The following is a 16,252-nucleotide window of genomic DNA, read 5'->3' on the forward strand; positions in this document are numbered from 1 at the left end:
TATGGCACCTCGTGTGCATCTCGGCACCTCGATCGGCACGTCAGGCGAGGCCAGCCAGTTCTTCACCGGCTTCACCTGGACCGTCGATTTCAACGAGAAGCTTTTTGCCGAAGCCGGCTTCGGCGGCGTGATTCATACCGGCGATCTCGAGGGCGATGGTGACGGCCCGGAACTCGGCTGTCGCGTCCTCTTCCACGAATATCTGGGTGCCGGCTATCGTTTCAACGCCCACTGGAACGTCATGGCCCAGATCGCCCACTCCTCGCATGCCAATCTCTGCGATGGGCCGAACGACGGCATGACGCGCGCCGGTCTGCAGATCGGCTACAAATTCTAGGCTGCGACCGCATTTCATCGTCAGGAAGAAGTTGACCGCCCGCTGTTGACGGCGGGCATTTTCCTGTCGCGCGCCGTCCCTACATAGGCTAAAGAGCGGAAAACGCGCAACGGCAGGGACTTTCGAGAGCTCATGACCATTCCAAACACCATCCCGATCACGCCGGAACTCATCGCGGGTCATGGCCTGAAGCCCGACGAATACCAGCGTATTCTGGATCTGATCGGCCGCGAACCGACCTTCACCGAGCTCGGCATCTTCTCGGCCATGTGGAACGAGCACTGCTCCTACAAATCCTCGAAGAAATGGTTGCGCACGCTGCCGACCAAGGGGCCGCGCGTCATCCAGGGCCCGGGTGAAAATGCCGGCGTGGTCGACATCGATGACGGCGATTGCGTCGTCTTCAAGATGGAGAGCCACAACCACCCCTCCTATATCGAGCCTTATCAAGGTGCTGCGACCGGCGTCGGCGGCATCCTGCGCGACGTCTTCACCATGGGTGCGCGCCCGATTGCCGCGATGAACGCCCTGCGCTTCGGCGAGCCGGATCATCCGAAGACCCGCCATCTCGTCTCCGGCGTCGTCTCCGGCGTCGGCGGCTACGGCAATTCCTTCGGCGTGCCGACGGTCGGCGGCGAAGTCGAATTCGACGCTCGCTACAACGGCAACATCCTCGTCAACGCCTTTGCTGCCGGTATTGCGAAGTCCAACGCCATCTTCCTGTCCGAAGCCAAGGGCGTCGGACTTCCGGTCGTCTATCTCGGCGCCAAGACCGGCCGCGACGGCGTCGGTGGCGCGACGATGGCATCGGCCGAATTCGACGAATCGATCGAGGAGAAGCGCCCGACCGTTCAGGTCGGCGACCCCTTCACCGAAAAGTGCCTGCTGGAAGCCTGCCTCGAGCTGATGAAGACCGGCGCCGTCATTGCCATCCAGGATATGGGTGCAGCCGGCCTGACCTGCTCGGCCGTCGAAATGGGCGCCAAGGGCGATCTCGGCATCCTGCTCGAGCTCGACAAGGTGCCGGTGCGCGAAGAGAGAATGACGGCCTACGAAATGATGCTGTCGGAAAGCCAGGAGCGCATGCTCATGGTACTGCAGCCGGAAAAGGAAGAGGAAGCCAAGGCGATCTTCGTCAAGTGGGGCCTCGATTTCGCCATCGTCGGCAAGACGACCGACGATCTGCGCTTCCGCGTCATGCATCAGGGCGAGGAAGTCGCCAACCTGCCGATCAAGGATCTCGGCGACCAGGCGCCGGAATATGACCGCCCCTGGCGCGAATCCGGCAAGCATGGCCCCCTGCCGGCAAATCTCGTCGCCGCACCCGAGGATTATGGCCAGGCGCTGCTTCAGCTCGTCGGTTCCGCCAACCAGTCGAGCCGCCGCTGGGTCTATGAGCAATACGATACGCTGATCCAAGGCAATTCGCTGCAGCTTCCGGGGGGTGATGCCGGCGTCGTGCGCGTCGACGGCCATCCCTCCAAGGCGCTCGCCTTCTCTTCCGACGTCACCCCGCGTTATGTCGAGGCAGACCCGTTCGAAGGCGGCAAGCAGGCGGTCGCCGAATGCTGGCGCAACATCACAGCGACAGGCGCCGAACCGCTCGCCGCCACCGACAATCTCAATTTCGGCAATCCCGAAAAGCCCGAGATCATGGGCCAATTCGTTCAGGCGGTGAAGGGCATCGGCGAGGCCTGCCGCGCGCTCGACTTCCCGATCGTCTCCGGCAACGTCTCGCTCTACAACGAGACCAACGGCGTCGCCATCCTGCCGACCCCGACGATCGCAGGCGTCGGCCTGCTGCCGGACTGGCGCAAGATGGCCCGCATCGGCGCTGCCAACGATGGCGATAAGGTCATCATGATCGGCGTCGACGGCAGCCATCTCGGCCAGTCCGTCTATCTCCGCGACGTGCTTTCCAGCCGCGAGGGTCCGGCGCCGGAGGTGGATCTGTTTGCCGAACGCCGCAACGGCGATTTCGTTCGCTCCGTGATCCGCAACGGCCAGGCGACCGCCTGCCACGACATCTCCTCGGGCGGCCTTGCCGTGGCGCTCGCCGAAATGGCGATGGCCTCGGGCAAAGGCCTGACGATTGATCTGAGCGAAGGCAAGGGTGCGCCGCATGCGCTGCTCTTCGGCGAGGATCAGGCGCGCTACGTCCTGACGTTGCCTGCCGATGTCGCCGATTTCGTCTGCGTCAATGCAGAAGGTGGCGGCGTTCCCTTCCGCCGTCTCGGCACGGTCGGGGGAACGGCGCTCATCGTCGGCGATCTCATCTCGCTGCCGATTCAGCAATTGCGCGATGCCCATGAATCGTGGTTCCCTGATTTCATGGAAGGCCGCGGCGAACTTGCTGCGGAATGATGCGCAAGGAGTAACGATCATGGCCATGAAACCCGGCGATATCGAAGACATGATCAAGGCTGGGATTCCCGGTGCCAAGGTGACGATCCGCGATCTGGCGGGCGATGGCGATCACTACGCCGCCGAAGTCGTCGCCGAAGCCTTCCGCGGCAAGAGCCGCGTGCAGCAGCACCAGATGGTCTACGAGGCGCTGAAGGGCAATATGGGCGGCATACTGCACGCGCTGGCGCTGCAGACCTCCGCGCCGGAATAGAGTCCGACGCGATCCCGATGACGATGCCCGGCCCTCAGCCGGGCATTCTCTTTTCGTCGGGATTGGCAAAGACCGAGGCCGGCATCGGCCCAGATGTCAGCAGCGTGAAGTCGAAGGGTGCCTGCAGATCAGGCCCAAGCACATATTGCCGGTGGACGCGTAGCTGGTCCTTGCGGATCTTGCGGTAGTGCTCGCGCGTCAGCATCTGCTTGACGCGAATCAGGATCATTTTCGCCTGAGGCGCATCCCTATGGCCGGAGACAGCAACGACCGGTACCTTGTAGAAATTGATCGAATCCGTCAGGCACTGCACATCGAGCCAGGAAATGTCGGGACAGCGGGCGATCAGCCCGACGCGGGCGCGAAGCAGTGATGCCGATGACATGAGCGCACATTGCAGGATGGCGCTGCCGAGTGTGGCAAACACCACACGCTTGCCCTTGAAGATCTCCGGCTCCCTTTCCAACAAAATGCCGATGACATGGGCGGCGACGCTCGATCCCATGCTGTGCGAGGAGATCACATATTCGTCCGCCTCTTCGTCAAGCGCCTTGCGCACGGCAGTGGCCCGGCCTTCCAGCCAGTCGTTGAAATCTGTTCGGTCCATGCGGCCGAGCGCCACGGCCATTGCCCAATCGGCGAACAGATGCAGCGTATGGAAGCGTTCGGAAAACGGCAGGAAGGCGAAGATGAAGAAACAAAGCGCCAGCGGTCCGCTCCAGAGCATGTGCCACGGCGAAAAGCCGAGACCATAGGGCAGGATGGCAATCTGCGCCGTCAGTGCGATCGCCAGCGCCGTCAGCAGGAACGGGAAGAGGAAGAACAGGCCGAAGCGCCAGGCGTGGCGGAAATATCCGCGCATGCCGCCTTCGAGCATGATCTCGGCGCAGCTCCGGAAGCCTGCCATGATCTGGCTCAGCGTGTTTCCGCCGCGCAGCCTGCTTACCAGCGTATCGTGATCGACCATGTGGATCCGGCTCTTCGTCTGCCAGCCGTGGGAACCGGTCCCTTCCCCGGTCGCCGCCTTGTCGGCTGCCACCGGCGCTGCCGCGGGCGCCGCTTTGGCTGCCGCGGGCGCCGCTTCGGCTGCCCGTTCGCCCGTCGTGACCACGAAACTGAGGGGATCACTTCCCGCCTCCGGCGCGCCCGTTTCAAGCGAATAGCCCCAGACGGCGGCACTCTGCCTGGCCGAACGCTCGTAGCGCGCCCTGTGGGCAACGCCGTCGAGCGGCTCGAAGCCCGTGAAATGCAGGACGACCCGCTTCTCGATTAGTTTCATTCCACTCTTCCGGCCGGGCAGATGGCCGGCATGTTGCTGCGATCCGGCTGCTGCGCCGCGGATAGGGGCAAAAAAGCAGCTATGGTCTCGAAGCCGTCTTGCTAACCGAACTCTTCCGGAATTCAATAGCATCCATGTCGTTTCCATCACGAACGGAGGGGTTTTGTGGCCGACCTAGTCAAAGAATTGATATCAGGCGTCGTCGACAGCGTGCTGAAGGAGATCCTGAAAAAAACCACCGGCCGCGCCACGACGAAGCGCAGGAGGCGTAAGACACGCCCCGCCGCGACGACGAAGGTTGCGCGCAAGACGACCTCGGCCAAGCCTAAGCCCGCCCGCAAACAAGTCAGCAAGCGCCGCACCGCCGCTGGCCGCAGCCGTCAGCGACGCAGCTGATATCTTTCGAGCAAAAGCTGCATGTTCGGGACACTGGGGGACTGAACCGATGAAACGCATTCTGAAAATCACTCTCGCGGCCGTCGTCGCGATCTGTCTCATCGCCGTCGCCGGCGTCTACGCCCTGTCGGAGATGCGCCTTTCCAGGACCTATGACGTTGCGGTTGCCGATTTCACCGTCAAGACGACGCTGCCTGCCGAGGAAGTCGAACGTCGTGCCCGCACGCTGATGTGCGGCGGCTGTCATCACGATGCCGGCAACGTGCTCATCGACGAGCCGGGCATCGGCCGCATCGTCGCGCCGAACCTGACCCGCTTCGTGCCCATGTACAGCGATGCTGAACTCGTGCGCCTCATCCGCCATGGCGTCAAGAAGGACGGTACCGGCGCCTTCATCATGCCGGCAAGCAACTTCGCCAATATCACCGATGACGATATGGCGGCGATCATTGCGTGGATGCGCAGTTTGAAGCAGCTTCCCGATGCTGTGGCCGGAACGACGCAATGGGGACCGCTCGGGCGAATCGGCCTGGCGCTCGACAAGATCCCCTTCGAGGCCGATCTGGTGCCTGCCGTCGTCTCCCCTGCCGCGACGCGTCCGACCGATATCGGCGAATACGCCTTCAGGACCGATTGCAGCCACTGTCATAATCTCGATACGGCAAAGCAGTCGGAAGCCTTCCTGGCGCCGGCGCTTAAGCCCCTGGCGCAATCCTATTCAGCTGCCGATTTCAAGACGCTGCTGCGCACCGGCAAGGGCGTCGGCGGCCGGGATCTCGGCGTGATGACACAGGTTTCCCAATGGGATTTCAGCCATTTCACCGATGTCGAAATCGAACAGATTCAGACCTATCTCGCCATTCGACCGTAACGCGACGGCAACAACCCCGGCAACGGCCTGCGCGAACTGGTCTTTTTTTGGTTCGGGCGGCTGGAATTCCTGCCGTCGCATGCTATCTAAAGGCAACGATTGAAACGGTGGGCCTTTAACCCGCCTGTTGAAAGGATTAGATCCCATGAGCGGCATTCACGAATTCATCGGCAACGAAATCAAGACCAACGACGTCGTCCTCTTCATGAAGGGCACGCCGCAGTTTCCGCAGTGCGGTTTCTCCGGTCAGGTCGTGCAGATTCTTGATTACATCGGTGTCGACTACAAGAGCGTCAACGTGCTCGCCGATTCGGAAATCCGCCAGGGCATCAAGGAATATTCCAACTGGCCGACAATCCCGCAGCTTTACATAAAAGGCGAGTTCGTCGGCGGCTGTGACATCGTCCGGGAAATGTTCCAGGCTGGTGAGCTGCAGCAGCATCTTCAGGAAAATGGCATCACCGTTCGCGGCGCCGCCTGACCGGTCACCGGACGTCCGCCCGGTTTCCAAATCTGTTTCTTGAGTTCGAGGCGCTGCGGCCAGCAGCGCCTTGACCTGTTTATCGGAATTTCATTGTGACAGATTCATCACAAGCCGTGTCCGCGGGCCGCCTGCCCATGGGCAAGCGTGAATTCATCGCGCTCGCAGCCTTCCTGATGGCCGTCAACTCGCTGGCGATCGACATCATGCTTCCGGCCTTGCAGCAGATCGGCGCGAGCCTCGGCGTCGAGAGTGAGAATCACCGGCAGTTCGTCGTCTCCACCTATCTGCTCGGCTTTGGCTGCGCCCAGCTGTTCTACGGCCCGCTCTCCGATCGCTTCGGCCGCCGCACGCCGCTTCTGGTCGGTCTCGTCATCTATATCGTTTCCGCCATCGGCATCGTCTTCGTCCCCACCTTCGCCGGCTTGCTGATGCTGCGTTTCATCCAGGGCGTCGGCTCAGCCGCAACCCGCGTCATCACTGTGTCCATCGTTCGCGATATCTATGGCGGCCGGCAGATGGCCGAGGTCATGTCGCTGATCATGATGGTCTTCATGATCGTTCCGGTCATTGCGCCCGGCACTGGCCAGATCGTCATGTTTTTCGGCAACTGGCACCTGATCTTCCTTTTCATCGCCACCATGGCGACTGGTATCACCGTCTGGGCCTATCTCCGTCTGCCGGAAACCCTGCATCCCGCCAATGTCAGGCCCTTCACCGCCCGCTCGATCTTCGGCGCCTTCAAGCTGGTACTGACCAATCGCGTTGCGCTCTGTTACACCATTGCCAGCACCTTCATCTTCGGCGCGTTGTTCGGCTTCATCAATTCAGCCCAGCAGGTCTATGTCGGCATCTACGATCTCGGCGTCTATTTCCCCTTCGCCTTCGCCGGTGTGGCGATCTTCATGTCGCTGTCGTCCTTCTTCAATTCGCGCTTCGTCGGGAAGCTCGGCATGCGCCGCCTGTCGCATGGCTCGCTCATCGGCTTCATCGCCATCAACACCATCTGGCTGATCGTCCAGATGGCAAGCACCGAGCCGATGCCCTTCGCTTTGTTCATCTCCTTCTTCGGCCTTGCGATGTTCCAGTTCGGTTGGATCGGCTCGAACTTCAATTCGCTCGCCATGGAGCCGCTCGGCCACGTCGCCGGCACCGCCTCCTCCGTCCTCGGCTTCATGAGCACGGTCGGCGGCGCCATCATCGGCGCCGGCATTGGCCAGGCCTTCGACGGCACGGCGCTGCCGATGGTCGCCGGTTATTTCACCGTGTCGATCATCGGGCTCGTCTTCGTGCTGATCGCCGAAAAGGGTCGCCTCTTCCAATCGCAGAACCCGGCCGTCTGAACGGCCGCCCTCCTCCGCATCCGGGATTTCCAATCACATGACGCCGCCGCATAAACCGCACCAGGAAAACCAGGGCTCTCGCCGCATCGGCATGGGCTTTGGCGAATTCATCGTCACCATCGCCATCATGACCGCCAGCATCGCCATGGCGATCGACAGCATGCTGCCGGCATTGCCCAATATCGGCCATTCCCTCGGCGTCACCAATACCAACGACGCCCAGCTCATCATCGGCGTGTTCTTCTTAGGCTTCGGCTTCTCGCAGATCTTCTTCGGCAGCCTTTCGGATACGTTCGGCCGCCGCAACATCCTGCTCGGCGGCTTGGCTTGCTACGTTGTCGGAATGTTTGCCGCATCAGCAACCGGCAGCTTCGAAATGCTGCTGGTCATGCGCTTCGTTCAGGGCGTGGGCGGTGCGGCGGTGCGCATCACCACCATGGCCATCGTCCGCGACTGCTTCGGCGGCCGTGAAATGGCCCGCGTGATGTCCTATGTCATGATCGTCTTCATGATCGTGCCGATCGTTGCCCCTTCCGTTGGCCAACTCATCATCCTCTATGCCAACTGGCATTGGATCTTCATCCTGCTCGGTATCATCGCCACCATCCTGTTCGTCTGGGCTCTTCTGCGGCTGAAGGAATCGCTGCCACCGGAAGAGCGGCTGCCGCTGTCGGTCAGCTCTGTCTTGGAGGGCTTCAAGACCGTGCTCACCAACCGCATCACCTGCGGTTACATGATCGGCCTCACCATGTTCACCGGCGTCATCAGCGCCTATGTGATCTCGGTGCAGCAGGTCTTCGGCGAGGTCTATGGCCTTGGCGATTGGCTGCCGATCGCCTTTGCGGCCACCGCAGGCGGCATCGCCGTCGCCAATTTCGCCAACGGCTTCTTCGTGCGCAAATTCGGCATGCGCCGCATCTCGCACGCCGCCCTGCTGATCTTCACGGCCCTGTCAGCCGCCGGCTTTTTCCTCTCGCTGGCCGGCAAGCCGGATTTCGCCGTCGCCTACGGCATCTTCACCATCGTGCTGATGATGTTTGCCGTGATCGCCACCAATTTCACCGCCATCAGCCTCGAGCCGATGGGCAATCTCGCCGGCACGGCGACCGCCATCACCGGCTTCGTCTCGACGACGGCCGGCGCCATTCTCGGCGGCCTGGTCGGCCAGATGTTCAACGGCACGGTGCAGCCGCTCTTCGGCGGCTTCGCGCTCTTCGGTGCTGTCACCATCGCAGCCACCCTCTGGGCTGAGAACGGCAAGCTCTTCACCCATCCGGGCGACAGCCCGCAGCTCGATCCGGGTGCTGCCCACTTCTGAATTGGGAAATCTGTCGGAGCGGTTGATCGCCGGCGGCATCGCATTAGATGGCAACTCGGCACATTCCTAAATCTGGATGTCCTGGAAGAAGGAGCCTGGTTTTGGATGCAGGATATCAACGTCTCCCCCCGCCATTGCAGGGCGAGATATTTCAAGTCAAGCCAGATACCGGCACTGGCGTTGTCGTACTCGGCGGCTCCAGTGGCCGGGTGGATGTGGCCCGTGCCAGGCTGTTTGCCAGCCAAGGGGCAACGGTCATAGCGCTTCGCTGGTTCGGCGGCGAAGGCCAGGCGCCAGGCATTTGCGAGGTGCCGCTGGAAACCTTCTTCGCTGCTACTGATTATTTGATCGAACTCGGTTGCAAACGCATCGTCCTGGTGGGGACATCGAAAGGCGCCGAAGCTGCGCTGCTCACAGCGGTATACGATCCGCGCATCAGCGCGGTCGTCGCGATGAGCCCTTCGTCAGTCGTGTGGGGAAATATTGGTCCAGGGCTTGATGGCATTAGCTGGCCGGAACGCTCGTCGTGGACATTGCGAGGTACACCGCTTCCCTTTGTTTCGTCGGACCCAGAATGGGTGCGAGAATACAGAGACGAGCTGGTCTCCTATCGAGGCCTGTTCGAAAGATGCCTTCAGGTGCACGAGTCTGAGATCGAAGCAGCGGCTATCCCTTTGGAGAGAACGAATGCCGAAATTCTGCTCGTAGCAGGATGCTCTGACGCGCTCTGGCCATCAGACAAATTTGCCGCGTCACTTGTTCGGCGGCGCGCAGCTTCGGGCTTACTCACCCAGCTTGTGTTGGGAGAAGATGCGGGCCATCGCATTCTGCTGCCGGGCGAAACCACCCCCCGATCATCGCTGCGCGCTCATGGTGGAAGTGACGAGGCCGACGCCAAATTGGGACGACCCGCATGGGAACATATTCTTGAGATGCTGTAGCGTGAGCGCTGCAGTGATTTGATCGATGGTTCAATCCATCGGATTGGCGCAGCATTGCGCGAAAGGCGCCCTCCATGGACGACCGAATTCTGATCAGGCCTTACGCGCCAGGCGACGTGGACGCGACGATTGAAATTTTTCTGAGCGCCATACGAGAGGTCGCGTCGAAAGACTACTCACCCGCTCAGATCCAGGCTTGGGCAAAGGTGGAAGATCGCGGACTATGGGCAGAGCGAAGGACAAGCAGGCCTGCCTGGATCGCAGAATTTGACGGACAGCCTGCCGGGTTTTCCGACCTGACCGGCGACGGATGCCTGGACATGATGTTTGTGCACCCCGAGTTTCAGGGGCTTGGAATAGCAAGCCGGCTATTGAGCAGGGTCGAAGACGAAGCCCTGAAGCTGGGGTTTAGCCGAATCTATATCGAAGCCAGCAGAACGGCCCGACCGTTTTTTGAGCGCAAAGGATTCCGCGTCATAACGAAGCAAATCGTCGAGAAGCGTGGGCAAGGCCTGGAAAACTTTCTCAAGGAAAAACTCTACCAGTAGTATGCGGCAGGTCGAGCGGTTGTTCAGACCGTGAACACCTCACGCCGCAGCACCTCCCAGGAGGCCTTGTCGGGGGTAATCAGCAGCCCGCCATCGAGATGATGCGGCAGGTAGGGCGAGCCGTCGAAGCGCGCCACATAAGCGCCTGCCTCCTGCGAGATCAGCGTACCGGCAAGGTGATCCCAGGGCATCAGCTTGTTGTACATGAGGTAATGCACATGGCCGCCGGCAAAGGTGCGGTATTCGTGGGCCGCACAGCGGTAATTGGTGAGGAAGCGCACCTTTGCGAGATTGCCGAGCACTTCGGCGCGTTTCTCCTTCGGCAGGTAGCCGGTCGAGGCCATCCCGACCATATGCTCCAGTCCCACGGGCGCTGCGACCGAGAGCCGCTCGGCGCCGCCTTCCGGCCGCCGCAGCCAGGCGCCGCCGCCCTTTTCCGCCATCACCCAGTCGTCGCCCATCGGATCGTAGATGATACCGGCAACCGTCTCGCCGCCGTAGATGACGGACGCCATGACGCCGAAGGCCGGGATACCGGCGGCAAAATTGAACGTGCCGTCGACCGGATCGACGACGATCGCAAGATCGGCATGTTCGAGGCTGCCGAGCAAATCAGGATCGGCCGCGACCGATTCTTCGCCAAGGAACAGCGCGCCCGGCCAGAGCCGCTGAGCTTCCGCCTTGATCATCCGCTCGGCCTGCTCATCGGCCTCGGTGACGAGATCGGTCGCCTCGCTCTTGGCGCGCACATCGTCCTGACCGAGCCGGCGGAAGCGTGGCAGGATCTCTGCCTTCGCCGCGCGGCGCAGCAGATCGGCCAGAACGCTCACGTCAACAGTCGAAGTCATGTCAAATCCTCACGCTTAGGTCTCTTCGGAGAACCTTGAATCAGATGCCGACGATCTCGCGCCGGATGAGCTGCCAGCTCTCCCGGTCGGGCGCAGAGATGATGCCACCCGTCGTCTCGCCGGGGCGATAGGGCGTACCGTCGAATTTCGCCGTATGGCCACCGGCCTCCTGATGCGCGAGCACGCCGGCCAGGTGATCCCAGGGCATCAGCTTCGCATGGCCGATGAAATGCATCTTGCCGGAGGCGACCATCCAGTATTCGTAGGCCGAGCAGTTGAAGGCGAAGGTCATCCGGATCTTTGCCATGTTGGCGCAGATACGCGCGCGATCCGGTTCGTCCATGTGGCTCCATGACAGGCCACCGACCATCTGGTTCAGGCTAGCAGGCTCAGCGACCTTCAGCTTTGTCGACTGCCCGTCCCGACGCGTCAGAAAGGCGCCTGCGCCCCTGATCGCGGTCACTGTATCGCCGAGAACGGGATCGTGAATGATGCCGGCGACCGTCTCGCCCTTGATCGTCACCGCCAGCATCGTCCCGAAAACGGGAAGCCCGGCGGCGAAATTGAACGTCCCGTCGACAGGGTCGATGACGAAGGCGAGCTCCGCATCGGCAAGGGCCGGCACGACCGACCGGTCGGCATCATAAGCCTCCTCGCCGACGACGAGTGCTGCGGGAAAGCGCTCTCTTAGCGCCGCGGTGATCCGGTGTTCGGCAAGCACGTCCGCCTGCGTCACCAGATCAATTGCCGAAGTCTTTTCCGAAACATCGGCAGCGCCGAGATTGCGGAAACGCGGCATGATCTCGGCTCGCGCGGCCTCCCTGACGCAATCGCCGAGAAAGAGAATATCCTGGTCTGAAATAGTCATGCGAAATCCTGCCTTCATTCAATAGCCAGCCTCCATAGCCGGCCCTTTATGAAGGATCGGTGACACCAAGGGTGGAAAAGTTGAAGAGTTTTGGGTCGAGCAGATGCGACGGGTTCACATGCGAAAGCGCCCGCAGCATCGTATCCTTGCGGCCCGGCATCCGCCGCTCGATATCGGCGAGCATGTCCTTCATCGCATTGCGTTGCAGCCCGTCCTGCGATCCGCAGAGATCGCAGGGGATGATCGGAAACTGCATGGCGGCGGCGAATTTCGCGAGATCGTCCTCAGCGGCATAGGCGAGCGGCCGGAGCACCATCAGATCGCCCTCGTCGTTCAGAAGTTTCGCCGGCATCGAGGCGAGCCGGCCACCATGGAAGAAATTCATGAAGAAGGTTTCGAGAATGTCCTCGCGGTGGTGGCCAAGCACCAGCGCATCGCAACCCTCTTCCCGCGCGACGCGGTAGAGATTGCCGCGGCGCAGCCGCGAACAGAGCGAGCAATAGGTGGCGCCTTCAGGCACCTTCTCCTTCACGATCGAATAGGTATCCCGATACTCGATCCGGTGCTGAACGCCGATCTTGGTGAGATAATCCGGCAGCACGTGCTTGGGGAAGTTCGGCTGGCCCTGGTCGAGATTGCAGGCGATGAGTTCGACCGGCAACAGGCCGCGCCATTTGAGATCGAGCAGCAGCGCCAGCAGCCCGTAGGAATCCTTGCCGCCGGAAAGGCCGACCAGCCAGCGCTTCTGGCCCTTCAGCATGTCGAAATCGTCGAAAGCCTGGCGCACCTGCCGCAGCAGGCGCTTGCGCAGCTTGTTGAAGGAGACCGAACGCGGCGCATCAGCAAACAGCGCATGGCCGCTGCTATCGGCCTCGCCACTCTCCAACTCGTCGGCGATATTGGCTGCGATATTCATTGCTTCGTCCTACAGAAATTCCACATTTGCTCTAGCAGAAACGCGCCTCGCAACACAGCATCAATCGCCGAAAACCGACCAGCCGGTGCGCGCTGCGAGCATTTCCAGCGCCGCGGCGCCGAGCTGCGAATTGCCGACCTTGTTCAGCCCCGGCGACCACACCGCGATCGAGGCAATACCGGGCGCCACGGCGAAGATGCCGCCGCCGACGCCGCTCTTGCCGGGCAGGCCGACATGATAGGCGAAGTCGCCCGAGCCGTCGTAATGGCCGCAGGTCAGCATCAGCGCATTGATACGCCGCGCCCGCTTCGGCGAAACCACCGAATGGCCAGTCGTCGGATTGCTCCCGCGCGCCGCCAGGAACAGCCCGGCGCGGGCCAACTGCTCGCAGCTCATCGACAAGGCGCATTGATGGAAATATACGCCGAGCACGTGGTCGACGGGATGGTCGAGATTGCGGTAGGCGCGCATGAAATTGGCAAGCGCGAAATTGCGGTATCCCGTCTGCGTTTCCGAGCGCGCCACCTTGTCATCGATGGTAATCGACTCGTCATCGGCCAGATAACGCACGAAGCGCAGCAGCTCGCCGATTGCCTCGCGCGGCGCATGGCCGGCCATGACGACGTCGCTGACGGCGATCGCGCCGGCATTGATGAAGGGGTTGCGGGGGATGCCGCTCTCGTGCTCAAGCTGGACGATCGAGTTGAAAGCCGATCCGGAGGGTTCGCGTCCGACCCGCTTCCACAGCCCCTCGCCGACCTTGCCGAGCGCCAGCGTCAGCATGAAGACCTTCGATATGCTCTGGATAGAGAAGGCAGTGTCGGCATCGCCGACGCGATAGACTTTGCCGTCGACAGTGACGATCGCCATGCCGAACTGCTTCGGGTCGACCTTGGCGAGCTCGGGAATATAGTCCGCGACCTTGCCCTCGCCGATCCGCGGCTGGATATCGGCGTAGATGCTATCGAGGATCGCCTGCAAATCTGCCATCGCTTCTCTCCAGATCGCAAAAAAAGCCGCTCGAAAGAGCGGCTTTCCGTATATCGACGCATGCTGTTGTCTCGCAATCGGTTTCGACTGCGAGACGAATGCATTAGCGCGAATAGAATTCGACGACCAGGTGCGGTTCCATGACGACCGGGAACGGAACGTCGCTGAGCGTCGGAACGCGGCCGAAGGTTGCGACCATCTTGTTGTGATCGACTTCGATATAGTCGGGAACGTCGCGCTCTGCGAGGCTGACGGCTTCCAGAACGGTCACCAACTGCTTCGACTTTTCGCGAACTTCGATGACGTCGCCGGCCTTGCAACGGTAGGAACCGATGTTGACGCGCACACCGTTGACGGTGACGTGGCCATGGTTGACGAACTGACGGGCAGCAAAGACCGTCGGAACGAACTTGGCGCGATAGACGATTGCGTCGAGGCGCGATTCCAGCAGGCCGATCAGGTTTTCAGAGGTGTCGCCCTTGCGGCGGTCGGCTTCGGCGAAGATCGCGCGGAACTGCTTCTCGCGCAGGTCACCGTAGTAACCCTTGAGCTTCTGCTTGGCGCGCAGCTGCACACCGAAATCCGAAAGCTTGCCCTTGCGGCGCTGGCCATGCTGGCCCGGGCCGTATTCGCGGCGGTTCACCGGGGACTTCGGACGGCCCCAGATGTTTTCGCCCATACGGCGGTCAATTTTGTACTTGGACGATTCGCGCTTGCTCATCGTATTTCCTTTCAAAGGTTTATGACGGTTTGTTGCCAAACCGCACGAAGGAAACACGCCCTCCTCTGATCTCTGCCGAGATCTGACAGGATGTTCCGGTTAGCGAACAGGAACGATCCACGGGACATGTCAAATGAAACACCGGACATTGCTGCCCGGTGCTTGCGGCGGTCTTTAGAGGGCCGTCATGAAAATGTCAACAGCGGCAAACCCCGAAAGCGCCACTATTCCGCCGCCAGCGGCTGGTCGCCCGTGTCGGGGGCGTTGGCGTCGCCCGGCGCCGTCTGGCAGTCCATATCCGGGAAAGCGACGATACGCTTGCCGGAAAAATCGGCGTGCACGACGATGATGCCCTGCTCCTCGAAATAACCAAGCAGGCGGCGGGCGCGGCGGGCGGAATGGGTGCCGTAGGCGCGGGCGATGCGCGCATCCGACGGGCACGGCTCGCCGCAGACGGCGGCTTTGGCGAGCATCAGGAAGACGCCCTGCAGGTCGTCGGTGACACCCGATGACAGCGACAGCGCCGTCGCCCAGGCAACAGTCGCAGCTGTCGTCGCATCGACGCCGGAACGCGAGATCGCCACCCGCCGACGGAAATCCGGCAGCGCGATCGGCGGTCCCGGCACGCGGCGCATGCGCAGCCGCACGAGAAAATCCTGGTAGAGCACCGAATCGGTGCGGAAGGCGGAGGCGGGATCGTCGAGTATTTCGGCAAGAACGCCGGCTAGGCGCTCCTCCCGCTCCTCGGCGGAGACTTCCACCTGGCTCGCCCTCGCCTCGGCAGGTGCTGCCGATGCCGCCGGCGTCGAGCGCGAGAGCTCGGCCAGAATGTCGGTCGTCGGCCGCGGCGCCGGCGGGGCGCGGCGCACGGGCGGGCGCTGGAATTCCTCCGGATCGGGCGTGAAGATCAGGTCCTCGACATCTTGAGGCGCATCCGGCAGCGGCATCAGCTTCGGGCTGGAAGAGCGCGCCGAGGTCTCCACGGCGCCGATCTGGATCGGCAGCGGCCGGCGTGACAGCGCCGGTCCGAGAGCGACGAAATTGCCGCGCTTGAGATCGCGGAACATCTCGGCCTGGCGCCGGTCCATGCCGAGCAGGTCGGCAGCGCGCGCCATGTCGATATCGAGAAAGGTACGGCCCATCAGGAAGTTCGAGGCCTCGGCGGCGACGTTCTTGGCGAGCTTGGCAAGCCGCTGTGTCGCGATCACACCGGCAAGGCCGCGCTTGCGGCCGCGGCACATCAGGTTGGTCATCGCGCCGAGCGACATCTTGCGCGCATCCTCCGAGACATCGCCGCCAACCGACGGCGCAAACATCTGCGCCTCGTCGACCACGACGAGAACCGGATACCAGTATTCGCGATCGGCATCGAACATGCCGTTGAGGAAAGCGGCGGCAGCACGCATCTGATCTTCGAGATCGAGGCCTTCGAGCGTCAGCACGCAGGAAACGCGATGCTGGCGGATGCGGTTGGCAATGCCGGCCAACTCCGCCTCTGTGCGCTCACCGTCGACGACGACGTGGCCAAACCTGTCGCTGAGCGTGACGAAATCACCCTCGGGATCGATGATGACCTGCTGTACCCATTGTGCCGATTGCTCGAGCAGGCGGCGCAACAGATGCGACTTGCCCGATCCGGAATTGCCCTGCACGAGCAGACGGGTCGCCAGCAGCTCCTCGATATCGAGCGTCGCCGGGCTGCCGGACGCCAATCCCATATCGATGCCAACCTGCACGTCCCATTCCCCTTACAAATTCCCGGCCCGTCTGTAGCAGAT

The 16,252-nt window shown here is 61.9% G+C and carries 16 protein-coding genes and 1 pseudogene; 10 read left to right on the forward strand and 7 right to left on the reverse strand.

Annotated features, from left to right (window positions below):
- Positions 1–7 precede the first annotated feature (7 nt).
- The 3 genes and pseudogenes from U5G49_RS10810 to U5G49_RS10820 all read left to right on the forward strand — a co-directional run.
- Positions 8–337, forward strand: a pseudogene (locus tag U5G49_RS10810) (acyloxyacyl hydrolase); the annotation flags it as partial.
- Positions 338–469: 132 nt separating this feature from the next.
- A complete protein-coding gene (purL, locus tag U5G49_RS10815; RefSeq protein ID WP_018242197.1) occupies positions 470–2,701 on the forward strand; it encodes a phosphoribosylformylglycinamidine synthase subunit PurL in 2,232 nt (743 codons plus the stop codon).
- A gap of 19 nt (positions 2,702–2,720) precedes the next feature.
- Positions 2,721–2,954 carry a BolA/IbaG family iron-sulfur metabolism protein gene (locus tag U5G49_RS10820; RefSeq protein ID WP_003579540.1) on the forward strand — a complete coding sequence of 78 codons (234 nt, stop codon included), beginning with the start codon at positions 2,721–2,723 and terminating at the stop codon, positions 2,952–2,954.
- A gap of 34 nt (positions 2,955–2,988) precedes the next feature.
- Here the strand turns inward: U5G49_RS10820 and U5G49_RS10825 are convergent, their stop codons facing one another.
- Entirely contained in the window at positions 2,989–4,233 is a 1,245-nt protein-coding gene (locus U5G49_RS10825; protein ID WP_193442374.1) for a hypothetical protein, read from the reverse strand.
- Between the two features lie 165 nt (positions 4,234–4,398).
- Here U5G49_RS10825 and U5G49_RS10830 point away from each other — a divergent pair, with 165 nt between their 5' ends.
- The 7 genes from U5G49_RS10830 (at position 4,399) to U5G49_RS10860 (ending at position 10,131) form a co-directional block, all read left to right on the forward strand.
- Positions 4,399–4,629, forward strand: coding sequence for a hypothetical protein (locus U5G49_RS10830; RefSeq protein WP_027684531.1), 231 nt, complete (start codon positions 4,399–4,401; stop codon positions 4,627–4,629).
- A gap of 49 nt (positions 4,630–4,678) precedes the next feature.
- On the forward strand, positions 4,679–5,500 hold the full coding sequence (locus tag U5G49_RS10835) for a c-type cytochrome (protein ID WP_193442378.1): 822 nt from the start codon (positions 4,679–4,681) through the stop codon (positions 5,498–5,500).
- 145 nt (positions 5,501–5,645) lie between these two features.
- Entirely contained in the window at positions 5,646–5,981 is a 336-nt protein-coding gene (gene grxD / locus U5G49_RS10840) for a Grx4 family monothiol glutaredoxin (protein WP_018242201.1), read from the forward strand.
- Positions 5,982–6,118: 137 nt separating this feature from the next.
- Positions 6,119–7,324: a multidrug effflux MFS transporter gene (locus U5G49_RS10845; protein ID WP_115157668.1), complete on the forward strand. Its 1,206-nt coding sequence runs from the start codon at positions 6,119–6,121 to the stop codon at positions 7,322–7,324.
- A gap of 37 nt (positions 7,325–7,361) precedes the next feature.
- On the forward strand, positions 7,362–8,642 hold the full coding sequence (locus U5G49_RS10850; RefSeq protein ID WP_193442380.1) for a multidrug effflux MFS transporter: 1,281 nt from the start codon (positions 7,362–7,364) through the stop codon (positions 8,640–8,642).
- A gap of 101 nt (positions 8,643–8,743) precedes the next feature.
- The gene (locus U5G49_RS10855) at positions 8,744–9,583 is read left to right on the forward strand and encodes an alpha/beta hydrolase (protein WP_193442382.1); all 840 of its coding nucleotides are present in this window, start codon (positions 8,744–8,746) and stop codon (positions 9,581–9,583) included.
- Positions 9,584–9,657: 74 nt separating this feature from the next.
- Positions 9,658–10,131 (forward strand): GNAT family N-acetyltransferase, encoded by a 474-nt coding sequence (locus U5G49_RS10860; RefSeq protein WP_193442384.1) that lies wholly within the window; start codon positions 9,658–9,660, stop codon positions 10,129–10,131.
- Positions 10,132–10,154: 23 nt separating this feature from the next.
- Here U5G49_RS10860 and U5G49_RS10865 read toward each other — a convergent pair whose 3' ends face one another.
- The 6 genes from U5G49_RS10865 to U5G49_RS10890 form a co-directional block, all read right to left on the reverse strand.
- Positions 10,155–10,979 carry an inositol monophosphatase family protein gene (locus U5G49_RS10865; protein WP_193442386.1) on the reverse strand — a complete coding sequence of 275 codons (825 nt, stop codon included), beginning with the start codon at positions 10,977–10,979 and terminating at the stop codon, positions 10,155–10,157.
- Between the two features lie 40 nt (positions 10,980–11,019).
- Complete coding sequence (locus U5G49_RS10870; RefSeq protein ID WP_026188410.1) at positions 11,020–11,847, reverse strand: inositol monophosphatase family protein; 828 nt, start codon at positions 11,845–11,847, stop codon at positions 11,020–11,022.
- Between the two features lie 46 nt (positions 11,848–11,893).
- Positions 11,894–12,763: a tRNA 2-thiocytidine(32) synthetase TtcA gene (gene ttcA / locus U5G49_RS10875; protein ID WP_193442388.1), complete on the reverse strand. Its 870-nt coding sequence runs from the start codon at positions 12,761–12,763 to the stop codon at positions 11,894–11,896.
- Between the two features lie 60 nt (positions 12,764–12,823).
- On the reverse strand, positions 12,824–13,753 hold the full coding sequence (locus tag U5G49_RS10880) for a glutaminase (RefSeq protein WP_018242209.1): 930 nt from the start codon (positions 13,751–13,753) through the stop codon (positions 12,824–12,826).
- Positions 13,754–13,856: 103 nt separating this feature from the next.
- A complete protein-coding gene (rpsD, locus tag U5G49_RS10885) occupies positions 13,857–14,474 on the reverse strand; it encodes a 30S ribosomal protein S4 (protein WP_004676212.1) in 618 nt (205 codons plus the stop codon).
- 224 nt (positions 14,475–14,698) lie between these two features.
- Complete coding sequence (locus U5G49_RS10890) at positions 14,699–16,210, reverse strand: ATP-binding protein (RefSeq protein ID WP_193442390.1); 1,512 nt, start codon at positions 16,208–16,210, stop codon at positions 14,699–14,701.
- Positions 16,211–16,252 lie beyond the last annotated feature (42 nt).

The organism is Rhizobium indigoferae (assembly GCF_034554815.1).
Lineage (GTDB): Bacteria > Pseudomonadota > Alphaproteobacteria > Rhizobiales > Rhizobiaceae > Rhizobium > Rhizobium leguminosarum.

What these genes read in the sequence shown, in the direction of transcription:
- U5G49_RS10825 (WP_193442374.1), bottom strand. Translation starts at nt 4,233, where the DNA reads ATGAAACTAATCGAGAAGCGGGTCGTCCTGCATTTCACGGGCTTCGAG.
- U5G49_RS10860 (WP_193442384.1), top strand. Translation starts at nt 9,658, where the DNA reads ATGGACGACCGAATTCTGATCAGGCCTTACGCGCCAGGCGACGTGGAC.
- U5G49_RS10870 (WP_026188410.1), bottom strand. Translation starts at nt 11,847, where the DNA reads ATGACTATTTCAGACCAGGATATTCTCTTTCTCGGCGATTGCGTCAGG.
- U5G49_RS10835 (WP_193442378.1), top strand. Translation starts at nt 4,679, where the DNA reads ATGAAACGCATTCTGAAAATCACTCTCGCGGCCGTCGTCGCGATCTGT.
- grxD (WP_018242201.1), top strand. Translation starts at nt 5,646, where the DNA reads ATGAGCGGCATTCACGAATTCATCGGCAACGAAATCAAGACCAACGAC.
- U5G49_RS10850 (WP_193442380.1), top strand. Translation starts at nt 7,362, where the DNA reads ATGACGCCGCCGCATAAACCGCACCAGGAAAACCAGGGCTCTCGCCGC.
- rpsD (WP_004676212.1), bottom strand. Translation starts at nt 14,474, where the DNA reads ATGAGCAAGCGCGAATCGTCCAAGTACAAAATTGACCGCCGTATGGGC.
- purL (WP_018242197.1), top strand. Translation starts at nt 470, where the DNA reads ATGACCATTCCAAACACCATCCCGATCACGCCGGAACTCATCGCGGGT.
- U5G49_RS10820 (WP_003579540.1), top strand. Translation starts at nt 2,721, where the DNA reads ATGGCCATGAAACCCGGCGATATCGAAGACATGATCAAGGCTGGGATT.
- U5G49_RS10845 (WP_115157668.1), top strand. Translation starts at nt 6,119, where the DNA reads ATGGGCAAGCGTGAATTCATCGCGCTCGCAGCCTTCCTGATGGCCGTC.
- ttcA (WP_193442388.1), bottom strand. Translation starts at nt 12,763, where the DNA reads ATGAATATCGCAGCCAATATCGCCGACGAGTTGGAGAGTGGCGAGGCC.
- U5G49_RS10865 (WP_193442386.1), bottom strand. Translation starts at nt 10,979, where the DNA reads ATGACTTCGACTGTTGACGTGAGCGTTCTGGCCGATCTGCTGCGCCGC.
- U5G49_RS10880 (WP_018242209.1), bottom strand. Translation starts at nt 13,753, where the DNA reads ATGGCAGATTTGCAGGCGATCCTCGATAGCATCTACGCCGATATCCAG.